Origin of the sequence: Dickeya sp. CFBP 2040, assembly GCF_012273755.1 — a bacterium.
Lineage (GTDB): Bacteria > Pseudomonadota > Gammaproteobacteria > Enterobacterales > Enterobacteriaceae > Dickeya > Dickeya poaceiphila.
In genome coordinates this window covers 322,065-341,001 of sequence record NZ_JAAVXH010000087.1, presented here as the reverse complement: position 1 = coordinate 341,001, position 18,937 = coordinate 322,065, and the positions used below count along the sequence as shown (strand labels likewise).

Genomic DNA, 18,937 nt, shown 5'->3' with positions numbered 1-18,937 from the left:
TGTTAACGTTGAGCCAGGCGGCGTTCAATCGCGTCCATTAGCATACCGGTAATAGAGACATCCGGATAAGCGGACTCGATTTCACGCACGCAGGTTGGGCTGGTGACGTTGATTTCGGTCAGGCGGTCGCCAATGATGTCCAGACCAACGAAGATCAACCCTTTCTGTTTCAACACCGGCGCTACGGTACGGGCAATCTGCCAGTCGCTTTCACTCAGTGGGCGCGCTTCGCCACGGCCACCCGCCGCCAGATTCCCACGGGTTTCGCCGCTTTTCGGAATCCGCGCCAGACAGTAAGGCACCGGCTCGCCGTCCACCACCAGTACGCGCTTATCACCGTCTTTGATGGCAGGCAGGTAGTTTTGCGCCATGCAATAACGGCTGCCGTGTTCGGTCAGCGTTTCGATGATGACGGATACGTTCGCGTCTTCCGGTTTCAGGCGGAAAATCGATGCGCCGCCCATGCCGTCGAGCGGCTTGAGGATCACGTCGCTGTGTTGTTGATGGAACGCGCGCAGCCGCTCAGCATTACGGGTTACCAGCGTATCTGGCGTCAGTTGCGGGAACCAGGCGGTAAACAGTTTCTCGTTGCAGTCGCGCAGGCTCTGCGGTTTATTGACGATGAGCGTCCCTTTTTCTTCTGCCCGTTCCAGAATATAGGTAGCGTAGATGAATTCGGTGTCGAATGGCGGATCTTTACGCATCAGCACCACATCCAATTCATGCAGAGCGATGTCCTGCGTGGTGTCGACGTCGTACCAACGGTTGTAGTCGTACTGAACGCTCAACGTACGTGTTGTGGCGCGTGCTTCACCTAAATGCAGATAGAGATCGCCCATTTCCATATAGTGCAGTTCCCAGACACGGCGCTGGGCTTCCTGCAACATCGCAAAGCTGGTGTCTTTCTTGATATTGATGGACGAAATCGGGTCCATCACGATACCGAGTTTAATCATTATTATCTCCTTTACCCCAGATCGCCGAATCGTACCTGCAGTGCAGTGATTGCGGTGAGCGCGGTGGTTTCTGTACGCAGAACGCGAGGCCCCAGCAGGATATCAGTAAAGCCCTGGGTTGCGGTCATGGCGATTTCGTCTGCCGACAATCCGCCTTCCGGGCCAATCAACAACCGGATGCGCGATACCGGCAGCGGCAACGTGTTGATGCTTTGCGACGCTCGCGGATGCAGGTTCAGTTTTAACCCATTGTCTGGTTCTGCGCACCAGCTTTCCAGTGTTTGGACGGGGCGAATTTCCGGCACGCGATTTCTGCCGCACTGTTCGCAGGCCGCAATGGCGATCTTCTGCCACTGCGCGATTTTCTTCTCCAGCCGTTCGCCATCCAGTTTGACGCCGCAGCGCTCGGATAACAGCGGGGTGATGACGTTGACCCCCAGCTCGATGGATTTTTGGATAGTAAACTCCATTTTCTCGCCGCGCGAGATCACCTGGCCAAGATGCAGGTGCAACGGCGACTCCCGGTTTTCAGTTTGCCCAGCAGCGTAGCGGACCCGTACGCTTTTTTTCCCTGCCTGCACAATCTCGGCGTCAAATACCTGATTGCTGCCGTCGAACAGTTGCAGCGGCTGGCCGGCGTTCATGCGGAGCACCCGGCCCACATGGTTGGCGGCGTCTTCGCTCAGGTCCGTCTCACCCCCCAGCAGGGCAAGCGTATCGGGATGAAAAATGCGCGGTATTCGCATGAATAATCTGGCCTTAGGTGGTTGTAGTCAAAGAGGCGAAAGCCACCGTGCGGCGACGGTAGCGACAGCGGCAATCATTATATATAAGAGACAAGCCGTTATAGTAGGGAGCGGCGTCAGGGCTGGCAAGCCTGTTGCACGTAGGGGTTATGGTTGCCTTGTACGGCGGCGATACGTTTTTCACGGGTACATTCCCATGCGGTGACCGGGTACTGCTTGTCCCAGACATCAAACAACTGGGTTTGCTGGCGGGACAGGTTCAGGTGATAACGGTCGCGCATGTAAAAGTAGGTACGGGCGATGGCACCGCGGGCGCGTTCGGGCGGCTCTGCCAGCTGGTTTTTAAAATCAATCTTCATCTCGCACTGGCCGTACTGACGTTCGCCGCCATTCCACTGGCTATACATGAAATTGCCGCGATCACCATTCACTTCACCAATAGACGGTTGCAGGTTGTGCAGATCGGTTTCCATCTGACGATAAACGTCGTCTTTGGTGCAGTTCTTGCGGCCTCCATCCTGCCAGCACTGGCGCTGGTTGCCGAATTGCCACGCGGGTACCACATGTTCCCATTCGATACGGCTGGCGCGGTTGGCATCTTTGCGAACCTGATAGCCGCAGGAGTCCAGGTCCGGCGTCCCTTTTTTGCCCTGCCAGTTGATCTTGCAGCCGCAATAAAAGGAACCGGGCGCATCCTGATGGATTTTTGCCGCGGCGGCCTTGGCTTGCGTAAAGTTGTTGATGTTCTGACCAGCAGCGGCCAGCGTCGTCAGGCCCGTGCCCAACACCGCGAAAATGACAACATTGCGAAGCATATTCCAGAATCACCCACAGGGTTGAAAAAAGGCAGCGTACCTGAAGCGCACCATGTAGGCAAACGCAAAAAAATCAGCATGAAACGCTGGTTTTTTGATTTAAACAGAATTTGTTACGATGGCGTGTAACCGTTCGCCGCAAGAGCGACAACGGTACTCCGATTCGCCCCGGACAACCCGGTTATGTCGGCGCAGCGTGAGTTCATGGCGGCGGCAGGCGCACTGATAAGGGAAGGTTTTGCCTTGCACTGAGGCGAGTGCAAACTGGTGAGTACGGCGGGCGGGCACGTTCAGCACGCTTTCCATCATCCAGCGCCACTCCCGGCCATGCGGCGCGGTTTTACCAAAGTGGGCGTAGACCAGCAGATGTGCCAGTTCATGCGGGACGACTTCATCAATAAACGCCTGCTGGTTTTCCAGCAACAATACCGGGTTAAGGCGGATTTCCCACTCTTTCAGCCAGGCGCTGCCAGCAGTGGAGCCGCGTTGCTGGTAGTTGATGGCAGGTTCGGGATAATCGCCGCCCAATGCGGTATTGGCCTGTTGAAGTTTGTCCCGCAGACAGCGCATCACCGCTTGCTGCAGGGCGATAGGGAGTCGGGGTGTGTTCATGCTGGCAGCTTACGTTCTGGGTGAATGGGATGCAATATCGCCCGTTGCAGGCCCGGTAATAAAAAAACGGCGAAGCAGACGCTTCGCCGTTTAGCATGACAGTAATGCAGGCGATTATTTCAGGCCGGCAGCATCACGTAGTTTTTCTGCCACGTCGGTTTTTTCCCACGGGAATTCTGCACGACCAAAGTGACCGTAAGCGGCAGTTTGCTGGTAAATCGGGTGCAGCAGGTCCAGCATCTGGATCAAACCGTACGGGCGGAGATCGAAGAACTGGCGCACCAGATCGACCAGACGATCACTGGAGACTTTCTCCGTCCCAAACGTTTCCACCATGATTGAGGTCGGTTCCGCCACGCCGATAGCGTAGGACACCTGGATCTCACAGCGGTCCGCCAGTCCGGCTGCCACGATATTTTTCGCCACATAACGGGCGGCGTAGGCTGCGGAACGGTCCACTTTGGACGGATCTTTACCGGAGAATGCACCACCGCCGTGACGCGCTGCGCCGCCGTAGGTATCGACAATGATTTTACGACCGGTCAGGCCGCAATCTCCCATTGGACCGCCGATAACAAAACGGCCAGTCGGGTTGATGAAATATTTGGTATTGGCGGAGAGCCATTCAGACGGCAGAACCGGCTTGATGATCTCCTCCATCACCGCTTCCTGCAGGTCTTTCTGAGAGATGGACTCTGAATGCTGGGTAGACAGTACAACAGCATCGATGCCGACGATGCTGCCGTTGTCATACGCGAAGGTCACCTGGCTCTTGGCGTCCGGGCGCAACCACGGCAGGGTGCCGTTTTTGCGCACTTCAGACTGACGTTGCACCAGACGGTGTGCGTACGTGATAGGCGCAGGCATCAGCACGTCGGTTTCGTTAGTAGCGTAACCGAACATCAGGCCCTGATCGCCAGCACCTTGCTCCAGCGGATCTTTACGATCAACGCCCTGATTAATGTCTGGAGACTGCTTGCCGATGGCGCTCAGTACGGCGCAGGAGTTGGCGTCAAAGCCCATTTCGGAGTTGACGTAACCAATTTCGCGGACGGTGCGGCGCGTGATCTCTTCGATATCCACCCAGGCGCTGGTGGTGATTTCGCCACCAACTAACACCATACCGGTTTTTACGTAAGTTTCGCAGGCAACTCGCGCTTTGGGGTCCTGCTCCAGAATCGCGTCAAGGACGGCGTCGGAAATCTGGTCAGCGATTTTATCAGGATGTCCTTCGGAGACCGACTCGGACGTAAAAAGGTGTTTAGCCATGAGTTTCTTTACCTTATAAGCTAAAGCCGTTAAGCAATTTATCAGTTAACCGGTATAGATGGATTAACATCTGGACGTCTATTCTAGGTCACACTGTAGCCCCATGCCAGCAGTTTTTATACCGCACGCGTCGGCTGGAGATGTACATCGGCAGTTTTTATGAAAATGGTAGCTTTTTTTACCATTTTCATTTTGCTTTTCCGGGTATGGATAGGTATAAACGGCGGGCGGTTTTGTTGTCTGTTTTTCGGGTGATTTCGACCGGTGACGCAACGCTTATCCGGTAAGGATAGGTGGAGTCCGGCGGTTGGGTTTTCCCCGATACTGTTTGACCGTTTTCCTGATGGTTTTTCGTGATAGCCTGACCGCACATCTGCGGCGAGTGTGGAGGTGATAGGATTAATGATCCGTTGTTTATTGAGTGAGCCGCGCCCACTGCGCTCTTTTTCTGACGCCATCGCGTCACTGACTCAATCCTTTCTGCCATTTGCCCGAAGTTGCCTGTCCCGCAGCGCAACGCAGGACTCCAGAGCTGGCTAACCTGCTTTTTTCTCCGTGCCAGTAAATGCGTTTGCGTTATTTCTGGCGGTGTTTTCTCTGGTTTTCACCGACCCGAACCTCGGAGTCCGACATCGTGTTTTACACTAATAAGAGTCATAAAACGACGGCATACTACTGTCCGTCGGTTTTTTCACTGCCATCGTTGCACGCTTTTGCCGCACCGCTGGTATTTGTTGCGGGAAAAAATGTGATTATTCATCAAGAAGTGGAAGAAGGGGATCGCCATGTCTGACGATATGATTCAGCCGTACTCGTCAGCGGCGGGTAAACACGATCATCTGCGCTCCATGCAGGAGGTAGCCATGAATGACCGCGACGCCAGCGAGATGCTGAGAACCTATAACATTGCCTGGTGGGGTAATAATTATTACGACGTCAACGAACTGGGCCACATCAGCGTGTGCCCGGACCCGGATGTGCCGGAAGCCCGCGTTGACCTCGCCAAGCTGGTTAAAGCCCGTCAGCAGGACAACCAGCGCCTGCCGGCGTTGTTCTGCTTCCCGCAGATTCTGCAGCACCGCCTGCGCTCCATCAATGCGGCGTTCAAGCGCGCACGTGAGTCCTTCGGTTACGAAGGCGGTTATTTTCTGGTTTATCCCATCAAAGTTAACCAGCACCGCCGCGTAATTGAGGCGCTGATCAATTCCGGCGAACCGCTGGGGCTGGAAGCCGGTTCCAAAGCCGAACTGATGGCAGTGCTGGGCCACGCCGGTATGACCCGCTCCGTGATCGTCTGCAATGGCTATAAAGACCGCGAATACATCCGTCTGGCGTTAATCGGCGAAAAGCTGGGCCATAAGGTGTATCTGGTTATTGAGAAAATGTCGGAAATCAATTTGGTGCTGGAAGAGGCCGAGCGTCTGAACGTGGTACCACGTTTGGGGGTGCGTGCGCGTCTGGCATCGCAGGGTTCCGGCAAATGGCAGTCGAGCGGCGGCGAGAAATCCAAGTTCGGCCTGGCGGCGACGCAGGTGTTGCAACTGGTAGAACTGCTGCGCAAGGCCAATCGTCTCGATAGCCTGCAACTGTTGCATTTCCACCTGGGGTCGCAACTGGCGAATATCCGCGATATCGCCACCGGCGTACGTGAATCCGCGCGTTTCTACGTCGAGCTGCATAAGCTCGGCGTCAATATCCAGTGTTTTGACGTGGGCGGCGGGTTGGGCGTCGATTATGAAGGTACCCGTTCACAGTCGGACTGTTCGGTCAACTACGGCCTGAACGAATACGCTAATAATGTTATCTGGGGTATCGGCGATGCCTGTAATGAATACGGTTTGCCGCATCCGACAGTGATCACCGAATCCGGGCGTGCGGTTACCGCGCATCACACGGTGCTGGTATCCAACATCATCGGGGTGGAACGCAACGAATTCAGCGACCCGACCGCACCGGATGAAGATGCGCCGCGTGCGCTGGAAAGCTTGTGGAGCACCTGGCAGGACATTCATGAGCCGGGTAACCGCCGTTCGCTGCGTGAATGGCTGCACGATAGCCAGATGGACCTGAATGATATCCACACGCAATACACCCACGGTATGCTGGATTTGACCCAGCGGGCGCAGGCGGAGCAGCTGTATCTGAACATCTGTCAGCGCCTTCAGCAGCAGCTTGACCCCAGTAACCGCGCCCATCGACCGATTATTGATGAACTGCAGGAACGTATGGCGGATAAGCTGTATGTTAACTTCTCGTTGTTCCAGTCGATGCCGGATGCCTGGGGGATCGATCAACTGTTCCCGGTATTGCCGCTGGAAGGGCTGGATAAGCCGCCGCAGCGTCGTGCGGTGCTGCTGGATATCACCTGCGATTCCGATGGTGCCATCGATCACTATGTGGACGGCGACGGTGTTGCCACGACCATGCCGATGCCGCCGTACGACCCGGAAAATCCGCCGTTGCTGGGGTTCTTCATGGTTGGCGCGTATCAGGAAATTCTTGGCAATATGCACAACCTGTTTGGCGATACGTCTACGGTGGATGTTTTTGTGTTCCAGGACGGCACCGTCGAACTGGAAGAGTCGGATGAAGGCAACACCGTGGCTGACATGCTGGAATACGTGCAGCTTGACCCGCATGTGCTGATGTCTCGTTTTCGTGATCAGGTGAAGGAAACCGATCTGGCTTTGGAACTGCAAGCGCAATTCCTTGAGGAGTTTGAAACCGGCTTATACGGTTATACTTATCTGGAAGACGAATAATATTCGTTATGGAAAGATTGAGTGCTGTTGAGGGACTCAATCTTTTTCTTTTCCAGGCATGGCAACATACCTGCCCTTGGAGAGCACTGCGGAATCAGGATATCTGGTTAATCTGTCGTTGCGTATGTGTGACCCATAAACACGTTGATAATAACGTTATGGCGCAATGTTTATATCGGGAACGGTATATACCCTAAATAATTCGAGTTGCAGGAAGGCGGCAAGTGAGTGAATCCCGATGAACTTACTCAGGTAAGTGATTCGGGTGAACGAGTGCAGCCAATGCACCTGCAACCTGAAGTATGACGGGTTAAGGTTGCGTTTTTTATATTTATGACAGGAAGGATATATGTCTGATCTCAATCGTCAGCGGCTGTTTTTTACCAGTTGCTTTTCCTATGCGTTGACCGGTGCGCTGGTTATCGTGACCGGTATGGTCATGGGGGATATCGCGCAATATTTCAATGTCCCGATTGCCAATATGAGCAATACCTTTACGTTCTTGAACGCCGGTATTTTGCTGTCCATTTTTTTGAATGTGTGGCTGATGGATATTTTCCCGCTGAAAAAACAGCTGGTCTTCGGTTTTATTCTGATTGTGCTGTCGATTATCGGGTTGTTCGTCGGTAAATCACTGGCCGTCTTTTCCGCCTGCATGTTTACGTTGGGCGTGGTCAGCGGCATCACTATGTCGATCGGCACGTTCTTGATTACACAACTCTATTCTGGCCGTCAGCGCGGCGCCCGCCTGCTGTTTACCGATTCGTTTTTCAGTATGGCCGGCATGATTTTCCCGATTGTGGCGGCGGCGTTATTGTCTCGCCATTTTGGCTGGTACTGGATTTATGCCTGCATTGGGTTGCTGTATGTGGCGATTCTGGTGTTAACGCTGTTGTCTGACTTTCCTGCCATCGGCACGGATAAAACCAGCGACCAGAGCGCGCCTGTCGAGGCGGAAAAATGGGGCATGGGCGTGGTATTTCTGTCGATAGCTGCCTTGTGCTATATCCTGGGGCAACTGGCGTTTATTCAGTGGGTGCCGGAGTATGTGACCAAATCTTTTGGCATGAGCATCGGCGATGCTGGCGGGCTGGTCAGCAGCTTCTGGACCTCATATATGATTGGTATGTGGGTGTTTAGCGTTGTGCTCAAATTCTTTGATTTGCAGCGCGTTGTTACGGTACTGGCTATTCTGGCGACAGGAGCAATGTACCTGTTCGTGAGCAGCGATCAGCCCCAACTACTGAAATACTTTATCTTCGGCCTGGGCTTTATTTCCAGTGCTATCTACACCACGCTGATTACCCTGGGTTCCCAGCAGACCAAAGTGCCGTCGCCGAAACTGGTGAATTTCATTCTGACCTGCGGAACGGTTGGGACCATGCTGACCTTTATCGTCACCGGGCCTATTGTGCAGCACTTTGGCGTACATGCCGCACTGGTGACCGCCAACGGCCTGTACTTTGTGGTGTTCGTTATGTGCTTCCTGCTGGGGCTGGTGACGCGTCACCGTCTGCACGGGCATGAGGCTGCCGCGCATTAATCAGCGATGACTGGTGAATCAGCGATGATTTGCGGCAATCAATGATGTTAAAAGTCAATGATGTTAGAGGGGCATCCTGCGGGGTGCCCTTTTACATTATGGCTGCCTGTAGACGAGTATATTGACGGAGTGAGGCGATGCCTGGCGTGAATCACCAATTTCCCTTTTCGTTGTGGTGGAAAATGGCGGCTGTAAACAGGTAAAGCTGCTACATCGTGTGAGCTGGGGAAGATAAAACCGTCCTGATGAAGAAAAAAGCCTGCTATCCGGCCTGCATGTTAGCAGGTTAGTACGTCTTTTCCGCTTGCTGTTCCATGTGCAATCGGCTGGGTTTTCATGTACATTTGTAAACATCTTTTCTTTGCCTTTTTGAGCTAACGCATTGATTAATATGTTTTATGTTCGGCAGGCAACTATTCAATCCGATCTGGAGTAAAGCATGTCCTCTCGTAAAGAACTTGCCAATGCTATCCGTGCGTTGAGTATGGATGGCGTGCAGAAGGCCAAATCTGGTCACCCTGGCGCACCGATGGGTATGGCGGATATCGCTGAAGTGTTGTGGCGTGACCACCTGAATCACAACCCGGCTAACCCGAACTGGGCCAACCGCGACCGTTTTGTGCTGTCCAACGGTCATGCATCCATGCTGATTTACAGCCTGCTGCACCTGACTGGTTATGATTTGCCGATTGAAGAACTGAAAAATTTCCGTCAGTTGCATTCCAAAACGCCGGGTCACCCGGAAGTGGGCTATACGCCGGGCGTAGAAACGACCACTGGTCCGCTGGGCCAGGGGATCGCCAACGCGGTGGGTATGGCGATTGCCGAACGTACGCTGGCGGCGCAATTTAACCGTCCGGGGCACAACATCGTTGACCACCACACCTACGTATTCCTGGGTGATGGCTGCATGATGGAAGGGATCTCACATGAGGTCTGTTCACTGGCGGGTACCCTGAAACTGGGTAAACTGATCGCGTTCTACGATGATAACGGCATCTCCATCGACGGTCACATTGAAGGCTGGTTTACTGATGACACCGCTGCCCGTTTTGAGTCCTACGGCTGGCACGTGATTCGTGGCATTGATGGTCATGATGCTGATGCCATCCAGCGCGCCATCAAAGAAGCGCAGAGCGTCACCGACAAACCGTCGCTGCTGCTGTGTAAAACCGTGATCGGTTTCGGTTCGCCGAACAAAGCCGGTACCCATGATTCCCACGGCGCACCGCTGGGCGATGCTGAAGTGGCTGCCACCCGCGAACAGTTGGGCTGGAAATATGGTCCATTCGACATCCCGGCTGATATCTATGCCGCCTGGGATGCCCGCCAGACTGGTCAGAGTAAAGAAGCGGCCTGGCAGCAGGCATTTAATGCTTACGCCAGCGCTTATCCTGAACTGGCTGGCGAATTCACCCGTCGCGTGAGCGGCGAGCTGCCGGCGAATTGGCAGGCAGAGTCGGCTAAGGTTATCGAACAGTTGCAGGCTAATCCGGCCAAGATCGCCAGCCGTAAAGCCTCGCAGAATGCGCTGGAAGCCTATGGCAAGCTGCTGCCGGAATTCCTGGGCGGTTCTGCCGACCTGGCGCCAAGTAACCTGACCATTTGGTCTGGCTCCAAAGCGCTGAATGAAGACCCGGCTGGCAACTACATCCACTACGGGGTGCGCGAATTCGGCATGACTGCCATCGCCAACGGTATCTCGCTGCATGGCGGCTTCGTACCATACACCGCCACCTTCCTGATGTTCGTCGAATATGCCCGTAACGCGGTGCGTATGGCGGCGTTGATGAAAGTGCGCAGCATCTATGTCTACACCCATGACTCCATCGGTCTGGGCGAAGATGGCCCGACTCATCAGCCGGTAGAACAACTGGCCAGCCTGCGCGTCACGCCGAACATGAGCACCTGGCGTCCGGCGGATCAGGTAGAAACCGCGGTAGCTTGGAAATACGCTATTGAACGTAAAGACGGCCCGACTGCGCTGATTCTGTCTCGTCAGAATCTGGCGCAGCAGGAGCGCACGGCTCAGCAGCTGGCCGATGTCGCCAAAGGCGCTTATGTGCTGAAGGACTGTGGCGGCCAGCCGCAGCTGATTTTTATCGCTACCGGTTCCGAAGTCGAACTGGCAGTTGCTGCTTGGCAGAAGCTGACCGATGAGGGCGTCAAAGCGCGCGTGGTGTCCATGCCGTCTACGGATGTATTCGACAAACAGGATGCAGCCTATCGTGAAGCGGTATTGCCGTCTGCTGTCACTGCCCGCGTGGCTATCGAAGCCGGGATTGCTGACTACTGGTACAAGTATGTTGGCCTGAATGGCGCGATTGTGGGTATGGAAAGCTTCGGCGAATCTGCACCGGCGGAAAAACTGTTCGAGGTATTTGGCTTCACAACCGACAACGTGGTGGCGAAGGCAAAAGCACTGCTGAAATAAGCAGAGCACGCTGTTAGCTATGTTTGTAAGGTCGGGATTGTCTCCCGGCCTTTTTTGATCCCGCTAGTTTGGGGTTAACACATGGGTTGAACAAACTGTGCGGTAATTATTTGACGCGGATCACTCTTCTGGCATCCACCCTGCCGCCATATTTCTTTTGCCTGGCAATTCGTTTATGCTAGCTGAAGCGTTTCAGTTGTTGGTGTGACGGCGTTTAGTCATCAAGCTCAAGCCAGAGTGGCGGTGCAACACACCGCGTATAACAAGCGGTTTATTCCTGACGACGTACTGATTATTCTATGATGCGCAGTGCTGTTATCACTCTACACAGGGAATTTCATGACAATCCGTATTGCGATAAATGGCTTTGGTCGCATAGGTCGTAGCGTATTGCGCGCGTTGTATGAGTCCGGTCGGCGAGCCGAAATTACGGTGGTGGCGATTAATGAGTTGGCCAACGCCGAAGGGATTGCTCATCTACTCAAGTATGATAGTAGTCATGGTCGTTTTTCATGGGATGTGCGTCAGGAATGCGATCGTTTGTCGGTAGGGGATGACACTATCCGCTTGTTGCATGAACCGGATCTCCGCGCACTCCCGTGGGGAGAGCTTGGCGTTGATATCGTGCTGGATTGCAGCGGTGTGTTCGGCAACCGCGCCGATGGTGAAGCTCATCTGGCGGCGGGGGCGAAAAAAGTGCTGTTCTCCCACCCCGGCGCGCCGGATCTTGACGCCACCATTGTGTACGGTGTGAATCATCAGGATCTGCAACGGGTTCACCGTTTGGTATCCAACGCCTCCTGCACCACCAACTGTATTATTCCGATTATCAAGCTGCTGGACGATGCCTACGGCATTGAGAGCGGCACCGTGACGACGATCCATGCATCGATGAACGACCAGCCGGTGATTGATGCTTATCATCACGATCTGCGACGCACGCGCGCAGCCAGTCAGTCGATAATCCCGGTGGATACCAAACTGGCGGTGGGCATTACCCGCTTCTTTCCGAAATTCGAAGACCGTTTTGAGGCGATTTCGGTGCGGGTACCAACCATCAATGTAACGGCCATTGATCTTAGCGTCAGTGTGCAAAATGCAGTAAATGTAAGTGAAATCAATACGCTGTTTCGCCAATCAGCGCAGAATACATTTCGTGGTATAGTTGACTATACCGATTTGCCGTTGGTTTCCGTGGATTTCAATCACGACCCGCATAGTGCGATAGTGGATGGGACACAAACCCGGGTCAGCGGAGGGCATCTGATCAAGACGTTGGTCTGGTGTGATAACGAATGGGGCTTTGCCAACCGGATGTTGGATACAACACGAGCGATGGCGGCCTGCGGTTTCTGATAGGCGGTGCCGGAAGACCGGCGCCTCACTCAAGCAACTTTAAACAGAATCAACAAGAGGATTCACCATGGCTGTAATTAAGATGACCGATCTGGATCTGGCTGGCAAACGCGTGCTGATCCGTGCGGATCTGAATGTGCCGGTTAAAGATGGCAAAGTGACGTCTGACGCCCGCATCCGCGCTTCTCTGCCGACCATTGAAATCGCCCTGAAGCAGGGTGCCCGCGTGATGGTGACATCCCACCTGGGTCGTCCGACCGAAGGCGAGTACAACGAAGAATTCTCCTTGCTGCCGGTAGTGAACTACCTGAAAGATCACCTGTCTTCACCAGTGCGTCTGGCGAAAGATTATCTGGATGGCGTTGACGTAGCAGAAGGCGAACTGGTGGTGTTGGAAAACGTTCGCTTCAACAAGGGTGAGAAGAAAGACGACGAAGTCCTGTCCAAAAAATATGCTGCACTGTGCGATGTGTTCGTGATGGATGCATTCGGCACCGCGCACCGTGCTCAGGCTTCGACCCACGGTGTGGGCAAGTTCGCGCCGATTGCCTGTGCCGGCCCGTTGTTGTCTGATGAACTGGAAGCCCTGGGCAAAGCACTGAGCAACCCGGCTCGTCCGATGGTGGCTATCGTCGGTGGCTCCAAAGTCTCTACCAAGCTGACCGTGCTGGACTCGCTGTCCAAAATTGCTGACCAGTTGATTGTCGGCGGCGGTATCGCTAATACCTTTGTTGCGGCTCAGGGGCATAACGTCGGCAAATCGCTGTACGAAGCGGAACTGATTCCGGAAGCGAAAAAACTGCTGGAAACCTGCGATATTCCGGTGCCGAGCGATGTGCGTGTTGCTACAGAATTCTCCGAAACTGCCACTGCAACATTGAAATCCGTTACCGCCATTAAAGATGATGAACAGATTCTGGATCTGGGCGATGTGTCTGCTGATCGTCTGGCTGAGATTCTGAAAAACGCCAAGACGATTCTGTGGAACGGCCCGGTTGGTGTATTCGAGTTCCCGAATTTCCGCAAAGGTACGGAAATCGTGGCGAATGCCATTGCCAACAGCGACGCGTTCTCTATTGCCGGCGGCGGCGACACACTGGCAGCTATCGATCTGTTCGGCATTGCCGACAAGATCTCCTATATTTCTACTGGCGGCGGCGCGTTCCTGGAGTTTGTGGAAGGCAAAAAACTGCCGGCGGTGGTAATGCTGGAAGAACGCGCTCGTCAGTAAGCGGTTTTTAATCCGTTATCCGAAGCGGGAGCGCCTCCCGCTTCCTGGTTCCCGGTTTAGGTCGGGTAACCGCAGCAATGAATCGTAGTAATGCCGGTAATCACTGTATTGCCGGTAATAAATGAGTAACAGACAAATCTCAAACCTTCCACGGCCAACGAAACAGGACGCGTGACATGTCTAAAATCTTTGATTTCGTAAAACCTGGTGTCATCACGGGTGATGATGTTCAGAAAGTATTCGCAATTGCCAAAGAAAATAACTTTGCACTGCCAGCGGTTAACTGCGTCGGTACTGACTCCATTAACGGCGTTCTGGAAGCGGCAGCTAAAGTTCGCGCGCCGGTAATCGTTCAGTTCTCTAACGGTGGTGCGGCGTTTATCGCGGGTAAGGGCCTGAAAGCTGAAGGTCAGCAAGCGGCAATTCTGGGTGCGATTTCTGGCGCTCACCATGTACATCAGATGGCTGCACATTATGGCGTGCCAGTGATTCTGCACACCGACCATTGCGCGAAGAAACTGCTGCCGTGGCTGGACGGTCTGCTGGACGCCGGTGAGAAGCACTATGCCGCTACCGGTAAACCGCTGTTCTCTTCCCACATGATTGACCTGTCTGAAGAGTCGCTGGAAGAAAACATCGAAATTTGCAGCAAGTATCTGGCGCGTATGGCCAAACTGGATATGACGCTTGAAATCGAACTGGGTTGCACCGGCGGTGAAGAAGACGGCGTGGACAATAGCCATCTGGACAACTCCGCGCTGTATACCCAGCCGGAAGACGTAGCTTACGCCTACGAAAAACTGAACGCCATCAGCCCTCGCTTCACTATCGCCGCATCCTTCGGCAACGTACACGGTGTGTACAAGCCGGGTAACGTGCAACTGACGCCGAAAATCCTGCGCAACTCTCAGGAATATGTATCTAAGAAGTTCAATCTGCCGCACAACAGCCTGGATTTCGTATTTCACGGCGGTTCCGGTTCTTCTGCGGAAGAAATCGCCGAAGCAGTTAGCTACGGTGTGGTGAAGATGAATATCGACACCGACACCCAGTGGGCTACCTGGGAAGGCATCCTGAACTACTATAAGAAGAACGAAGGTTATCTGCAGGGTCAGCTGGGCAACCCGGAAGGCGACGACAAGCCGAACAAGAAATACTATGACCCGCGTGTCTGGCTGCGTGCTGGTCAGGCGAGCATGGTGACTCGTCTGGAACAAGCGTTTAAAGAACTGAACGCAGTCGATGTACTGTAATTATCGGACTGCTGTCATTATTCGACAGATAGTTTGACTAAGGCTCCTGCGGGAGCCTTAATTTTATCTGCGCACAGGTAACGCTAGTCATGTTAACAGGAACGAACAGATGGAAGAACTCAACGTAGCTGAAAGCATGGGGCAATTGCAGAGCTGGCTGGTTAACAATCAGCATATCTTGTTGCAGTACGCGGTGAATGTCGTTGCCTCGCTGGTGATTCTGAGTGTCGGGATGCTGGTCGCCCGCATTATGTCGAACATGTTAAATCGGCTGATGGTCGCCCGTGGTATTGACGTCACGGTGGCAGATTTTCTGTCTGCATTGGTGCGTTACGGCATTATCGCGTTCGCGCTGATTGCCGCGTTAAGCCGGGTGGGCGTGCAAACCGCATCGGTCATCGCGGTATTGGGTGCGGCCGGTCTGGCGGTCGGTCTGGCTCTGCAAGGCTCGCTGTCGAATTTTGCCGCTGGGGTGCTGCTGGTGGTGTTTCGGCCCTTTCGCATCGGAGAAGCGGTAGATTTGGGCGGGATTGCCGGAACTGTCACGCAGGTGCAGATTTTTTCCACCACGCTGCTGACTGCTGACGGCAAAGTCATCGTGGTACCAAATGGTAAAATTATCGCCGGCAATATTATCAACAGTTCCCGTGAACCACATCGTCGTACCGAAATTATTGTTGGTGTGGCGTATGACGCCGATATTGATGTGGTGAAAAAAGTGCTGGGCGATATCGTAGCCGCAGATAATCGCATTCTGCGAGATAAAGGCGTCACTGTTCGGCTTAATGAGATGGGGTCATCTTCGCTTAATTTTGTGGTTCGGGTATGGACTGACAACAGTGATGCGGCATCGGTGTACTGGGATCTGCTGGAAAACTTCAAACGCGCTCTGGATGAACACCGCATCGGTATTCCTTATCCCCAGATGGACGTGCACCTGCATTATGCTTCGTTGCCTGCGCAAGCCGGTTCTGGCGAGGCAGCTACGCGGTAAAGGCATTTACCCGGTAATAGCAGGTTTTTTACGTTGGTGGCGGTCAGTGGCGGCACGAAGGTCATTGCCGCTATTGCATCGCACAACATGCAGTTTCATGATGGTTCTCGTATCGTCAGGTTGATGTCCTGACGGGCGTAATGAGAGGCGGCCAGACGTGATAAATGAACACAGCGTTGAGGAAGAGGGAAAAGCGGATAAGCCGCTGGGCAGCCAAAGTTTGTTTCGTGGTTTGCAGTTGATCGAAATTCTCAGTGATTATCCCAATGGGTGTCCACTGGCGCGGATTGCCGAGTTGTCCGGCATGAATAAAAGCACTGTTCACCGCTTGTTGCAGGGGTTGGCTGGATGCGGCTACGTAGCGCCTGCCAGCCAGCCGGGCAGCTATCGGCAGACCACCAGGTTCATCGCTATCGGCCATAAGGTGCTCTCGTCGCTGAATGTGTTGCACGTAGCGGCACCGCATCTTGAAGAGCTAAACCTGATAGTAGGTGAAACCGTCAATTTCTCAACGCGTGAAGATGACCACGCGATTCTGATTTACAAACTTGAACCCACTACCGGCATGATGCGCACCCGTGCCTATATTGGCCAGCATATGCCTTTGCACAGTTCGGCAATGGGGAAGATTTTCATGGCCTATGGTGCAGATGACTACCCGGCCGAATACTGGCGTAACCATCAGCACAGTATTTTCCCTCTGACCGACAATACCATCATTGCGTTGCCTGCCATGGAACGGGAACTAGCGGAGATTCGTCGCCAGGGGTTAGCGATGGACAGGGAAGAGAATGAACTGGGCGTTTCCTGCATTTCTGCTCCGGTGTTTGATATTCAGCATCGGGTGGCGTATGCCGTTTCCATTTCCTTGTCGATGGCGCGTTTGCAACAGATTGGTATTGATGCGCTGGTTGCGCCGTTGCGGAAAACAGCACGGAATATCTCTCTTGAACTGGGGTTTACGCCGCCGGCGTAAACGCTCGGATTCCATCCGGTTATGTTATCCGTAACCGGTATTCAGGTATTCACCGACTTATTCAGACATTCACCTATTCAGACATTCACCTATTCAGACATTCACCTATTCAGACATTCGCCTATATTGAATACGGCCTGCCTGGAGTAGGCTTTTGCACTTATTCACTCACTCGCCAGGGAGATACTGTGAAGCTGAACGTGTTGGTATTGACCACGCTGCTTGGCCTGTCGTCGATGGCGGTTCAGGCCGGCAATGAATTACCCAACGGACCGCACATTGTGACCTCCGGTACTGCCAGTGTTGATGCAACGCCGGATATTGCCCGGCTGGCGATAGAAGTCAGCGCGTCATCCAGGGATGTGTCCGACGCCAAAAAGCAGGTGGATGAACGGGTTGCACAATATTTTGCTTTTCTGGATAAACACGGTATCGACAAGAAAGATATCAACGCGGCCAACCTGCGTACGCAGCCGGAGTACGATTATCTGAAAAACGGCGGCTCGGTACTGAAAGGCTATCGGGCGGTGCGTCAGGTGGAAGTGACGTTGCGCCAGTTAGATAAGCTCAATGAATTGCTGGGTGGTGCGCTCAAGTCTGGTCTTAACGAGGTTAGGGCGGTGGAGCTGGGGGTGTCTAACCCGGATGCTTATCGTGAACAGGCGCGCAAAAAAGCGATAGCGCAGGCGATATTACAGGCGCAGTCGCTGGCAACCGGGTTTAGTGCCGCGCTAGGACCGGTCTACAGCATCCGCTATCACGTTGCCAACTACCAACCGGTGCCGGTCGCCCGCTTGTTCAAGGCTACCAATATGGTGGCGCAGAGTGACGTTTCGCAGACTTACGAGCAGCAGACCATTCACTTTGACGATCAGGTGGATGTGGTGTTTGAGTTGCAACGTGCGCCCTGAACCGGGCGCAGCGCTGTTTTGGATGATGAGTTTTAAAAGCTGCTTTTTGGGTCAGGATTGGCGCAACACCTGATGTCCGTGTGTGAGCAGGGCATCGGTGACCCGCCGCATCATCCGGCTCTCCGGTGCGAAGCGATGCCAGTACAGCATACGGCGCTGGAACAGGCCCGGCGTCAGGTCGATCAGCTCGCCGTTCGCCAGTTCTCTCTCGATCTGTAAATGCGGGATCATACAGCAGGTGGTGCCCTGACGAGCGAGCTGTACGAAGGCCTCGGATGAGTTAACGATGTGGCAGGGTACGCTACCGGGCGACAGGTCGAAGTTCTGCTGCAAAAATGCCTGATGCATGTCATCCAAATGATCGAACGCGACTACCGGTGCGCGCAGGAGCGCAGAGCGGGTTACGCCGTTCGGGAAGTAGCGGTTGGCGAATCCCGGCGAGGCCACGAACAGATAATCCAGCGCACCCAGCTTATCCACCAGACAGCTGGGCAGCGGCTGCGGCTGAATACTCACGGCTCCCACCACTTCACCCCGGCGCAGGCGTTCCTGAGTACGGGTTTCGTCTTCCACCTGCAAATTTAGTCTTATCGGCGAATCCACCAGCACCGGTTGCAGCGCGGGTAATAACCAGGTTGCCAGACTGTCGGCGTTGACCGCCAAAGACAGCAGCAGCGGCGTTTCGTTGCTGTTTTCGTTGCCCAGCCACTCTTCTTCCAGCAATTCCACCTGATGCAGCAGCGCTAACAACTTCTGCCCTTGTTCCGTCGGACGCGGCGGAATCGTTCTCACCAGCAACGGCTGGCCGAACAGGTTCTCCAGCTGTTTGATGCGCTGTGATACGGCGGACTGCGTAATACAGAGTTTTTGTGCGGCGCGCTCAAAGCCACGCTCTCGAATTACGGCGTCCAGCGCCTGAAGCGTGCGGTAGTCCGGGCGTTTCATAAAGGTGAAGATTCCTTTGCGTAAAAACTATATTCGGCAATATGCCACATTTTTGTGAGGTATCGCCGAAAAAAATCGCCGGGCCTGCTGCAACGAGACGGAAATATTGCCATGCCCGACGGACAAATCCCTCC

17 protein-coding genes are annotated in these 18,937 nt (G+C 54.0%); 10 read left to right on the top strand and 7 right to left on the bottom strand.

All coding sequences use genetic code 11. The annotated features are described in order from the left end of the window. Positions 1-2: 2 nt before the first annotated feature. The 6 genes from gshB to Dpoa2040_RS13175 form a co-directional block, all read right to left on the bottom strand. On the bottom strand, positions 3-956 hold the full coding sequence (gene gshB, locus Dpoa2040_RS13200; RefSeq protein WP_168641535.1) for a glutathione synthase: 954 nt from the start codon (positions 954-956) through the stop codon (positions 3-5). Positions 957-967: 11 nt separating this feature from the next. Next, entirely contained in the window at positions 968-1,702 is a 735-nt protein-coding gene (rsmE, locus tag Dpoa2040_RS13195) for a 16S rRNA (uracil(1498)-N(3))-methyltransferase (RefSeq protein WP_168641533.1), read from the bottom strand. 116 nt (positions 1,703-1,818) lie between these two features. Then, on the bottom strand, positions 1,819-2,517 hold the full coding sequence (gene endA / locus Dpoa2040_RS13190; RefSeq protein WP_168641532.1) for a deoxyribonuclease I: 699 nt from the start codon (positions 2,515-2,517) through the stop codon (positions 1,819-1,821). A 99-nt stretch (positions 2,518-2,616) separates the two neighbouring features. Further along, complete coding sequence (locus tag Dpoa2040_RS13185) at positions 2,617-3,129, bottom strand: SprT family zinc-dependent metalloprotease (protein WP_042872937.1); 513 nt, start codon at positions 3,127-3,129, stop codon at positions 2,617-2,619. Positions 3,130-3,243: 114 nt separating this feature from the next. Continuing rightward, a complete protein-coding gene (gene metK / locus Dpoa2040_RS13180; protein ID WP_042872935.1) occupies positions 3,244-4,398 on the bottom strand; it encodes a methionine adenosyltransferase in 1,155 nt (384 codons plus the stop codon). 116 nt (positions 4,399-4,514) lie between these two features. After that, positions 4,515-4,856, bottom strand: coding sequence for a hypothetical protein (locus Dpoa2040_RS13175; RefSeq protein ID WP_168641530.1), 342 nt, complete (start codon positions 4,854-4,856; stop codon positions 4,515-4,517). A gap of 176 nt (positions 4,857-5,032) precedes the next feature. Between Dpoa2040_RS13175 and Dpoa2040_RS13170 the strand changes: the two genes are divergently transcribed. From Dpoa2040_RS13170 to Dpoa2040_RS13125, 10 genes are all read left to right on the top strand, one after another. Next, complete coding sequence (locus Dpoa2040_RS13170) at positions 5,033-5,191, top strand: hypothetical protein (RefSeq protein ID WP_155683828.1); 159 nt, start codon at positions 5,033-5,035, stop codon at positions 5,189-5,191. Continuing rightward, positions 5,184-7,160, top strand: coding sequence for a biosynthetic arginine decarboxylase (speA, locus tag Dpoa2040_RS13165; protein WP_042872930.1), 1,977 nt, complete (start codon positions 5,184-5,186; stop codon positions 7,158-7,160). Before Dpoa2040_RS13170 ends, speA begins: the two co-directional genes overlap by 8 nt. Positions 7,161-7,509: 349 nt before the next feature. Then, positions 7,510-8,703, top strand: a complete 1,194-nt coding sequence (gene tsgA / locus Dpoa2040_RS13160) for an MFS transporter TsgA (RefSeq protein ID WP_168641528.1) — start codon at positions 7,510-7,512, stop codon at positions 8,701-8,703. Between the two features lie 439 nt (positions 8,704-9,142). Next, positions 9,143-11,137: a transketolase gene (tkt, locus tag Dpoa2040_RS13155; protein ID WP_168641526.1), complete on the top strand. Its 1,995-nt coding sequence runs from the start codon at positions 9,143-9,145 to the stop codon at positions 11,135-11,137. A 339-nt stretch (positions 11,138-11,476) separates the two neighbouring features. Then, a complete protein-coding gene (gene epd, locus Dpoa2040_RS13150; RefSeq protein ID WP_168641524.1) occupies positions 11,477-12,493 on the top strand; it encodes an erythrose-4-phosphate dehydrogenase in 1,017 nt (338 codons plus the stop codon). Positions 12,494-12,560: 67 nt separating this feature from the next. Then, positions 12,561-13,724 carry a phosphoglycerate kinase gene (pgk, locus tag Dpoa2040_RS13145; protein WP_042872921.1) on the top strand — a complete coding sequence of 388 codons (1,164 nt, stop codon included), beginning with the start codon at positions 12,561-12,563 and terminating at the stop codon, positions 13,722-13,724. 176 nt (positions 13,725-13,900) lie between these two features. After that, positions 13,901-14,977, top strand: coding sequence for a class II fructose-bisphosphate aldolase (fbaA, locus tag Dpoa2040_RS13140; protein WP_042872919.1), 1,077 nt, complete (start codon positions 13,901-13,903; stop codon positions 14,975-14,977). A gap of 109 nt (positions 14,978-15,086) precedes the next feature. After that, positions 15,087-15,971: a small-conductance mechanosensitive channel MscS gene (mscS, locus tag Dpoa2040_RS13135; protein WP_168641523.1), complete on the top strand. Its 885-nt coding sequence runs from the start codon at positions 15,087-15,089 to the stop codon at positions 15,969-15,971. A 157-nt stretch (positions 15,972-16,128) separates the two neighbouring features. After that, positions 16,129-16,947 (top strand): IclR family transcriptional regulator, encoded by an 819-nt coding sequence (locus Dpoa2040_RS13130; protein WP_128569789.1) that lies wholly within the window; start codon positions 16,129-16,131, stop codon positions 16,945-16,947. Positions 16,948-17,135: 188 nt separating this feature from the next. Next, complete coding sequence (locus Dpoa2040_RS13125; protein WP_168641521.1) at positions 17,136-17,858, top strand: oxidative stress defense protein; 723 nt, start codon at positions 17,136-17,138, stop codon at positions 17,856-17,858. Positions 17,859-17,909: 51 nt separating this feature from the next. Here the strand turns inward: Dpoa2040_RS13125 and Dpoa2040_RS13120 are convergent, their stop codons facing one another. Continuing rightward, positions 17,910-18,803 (bottom strand): LysR family transcriptional regulator ArgP, encoded by an 894-nt coding sequence (locus tag Dpoa2040_RS13120; RefSeq protein WP_042872912.1) that lies wholly within the window; start codon positions 18,801-18,803, stop codon positions 17,910-17,912. Positions 18,804-18,937 lie beyond the last annotated feature (134 nt).

What these genes read in the sequence shown, in the direction of transcription:
- gshB (WP_168641535.1), bottom strand. Translation starts at nt 956, where the DNA reads ATGATTAAACTCGGTATCGTGATGGACCCGATTTCGTCCATCAATATC.
- rsmE (WP_168641533.1), bottom strand. Translation starts at nt 1,702, where the DNA reads ATGCGAATACCGCGCATTTTTCATCCCGATACGCTTGCCCTGCTGGGG.
- endA (WP_168641532.1), bottom strand. Translation starts at nt 2,517, where the DNA reads ATGCTTCGCAATGTTGTCATTTTCGCGGTGTTGGGCACGGGCCTGACG.
- Dpoa2040_RS13185 (WP_042872937.1), bottom strand. Translation starts at nt 3,129, where the DNA reads ATGAACACACCCCGACTCCCTATCGCCCTGCAGCAAGCGGTGATGCGC.
- metK (WP_042872935.1), bottom strand. Translation starts at nt 4,398, where the DNA reads ATGGCTAAACACCTTTTTACGTCCGAGTCGGTCTCCGAAGGACATCCT.
- Dpoa2040_RS13175 (WP_168641530.1), bottom strand. Translation starts at nt 4,856, where the DNA reads ATGGCGTCAGAAAAAGAGCGCAGTGGGCGCGGCTCACTCAATAAACAA.
- speA (WP_042872930.1), top strand. Translation starts at nt 5,184, where the DNA reads ATGTCTGACGATATGATTCAGCCGTACTCGTCAGCGGCGGGTAAACAC.
- tsgA (WP_168641528.1), top strand. Translation starts at nt 7,510, where the DNA reads ATGTCTGATCTCAATCGTCAGCGGCTGTTTTTTACCAGTTGCTTTTCC.
- tkt (WP_168641526.1), top strand. Translation starts at nt 9,143, where the DNA reads ATGTCCTCTCGTAAAGAACTTGCCAATGCTATCCGTGCGTTGAGTATG.
- epd (WP_168641524.1), top strand. Translation starts at nt 11,477, where the DNA reads ATGACAATCCGTATTGCGATAAATGGCTTTGGTCGCATAGGTCGTAGC.
- pgk (WP_042872921.1), top strand. Translation starts at nt 12,561, where the DNA reads ATGGCTGTAATTAAGATGACCGATCTGGATCTGGCTGGCAAACGCGTG.
- fbaA (WP_042872919.1), top strand. Translation starts at nt 13,901, where the DNA reads ATGTCTAAAATCTTTGATTTCGTAAAACCTGGTGTCATCACGGGTGAT.
- mscS (WP_168641523.1), top strand. Translation starts at nt 15,087, where the DNA reads ATGGAAGAACTCAACGTAGCTGAAAGCATGGGGCAATTGCAGAGCTGG.
- Dpoa2040_RS13120 (WP_042872912.1), bottom strand. Translation starts at nt 18,803, where the DNA reads ATGAAACGCCCGGACTACCGCACGCTTCAGGCGCTGGACGCCGTAATT.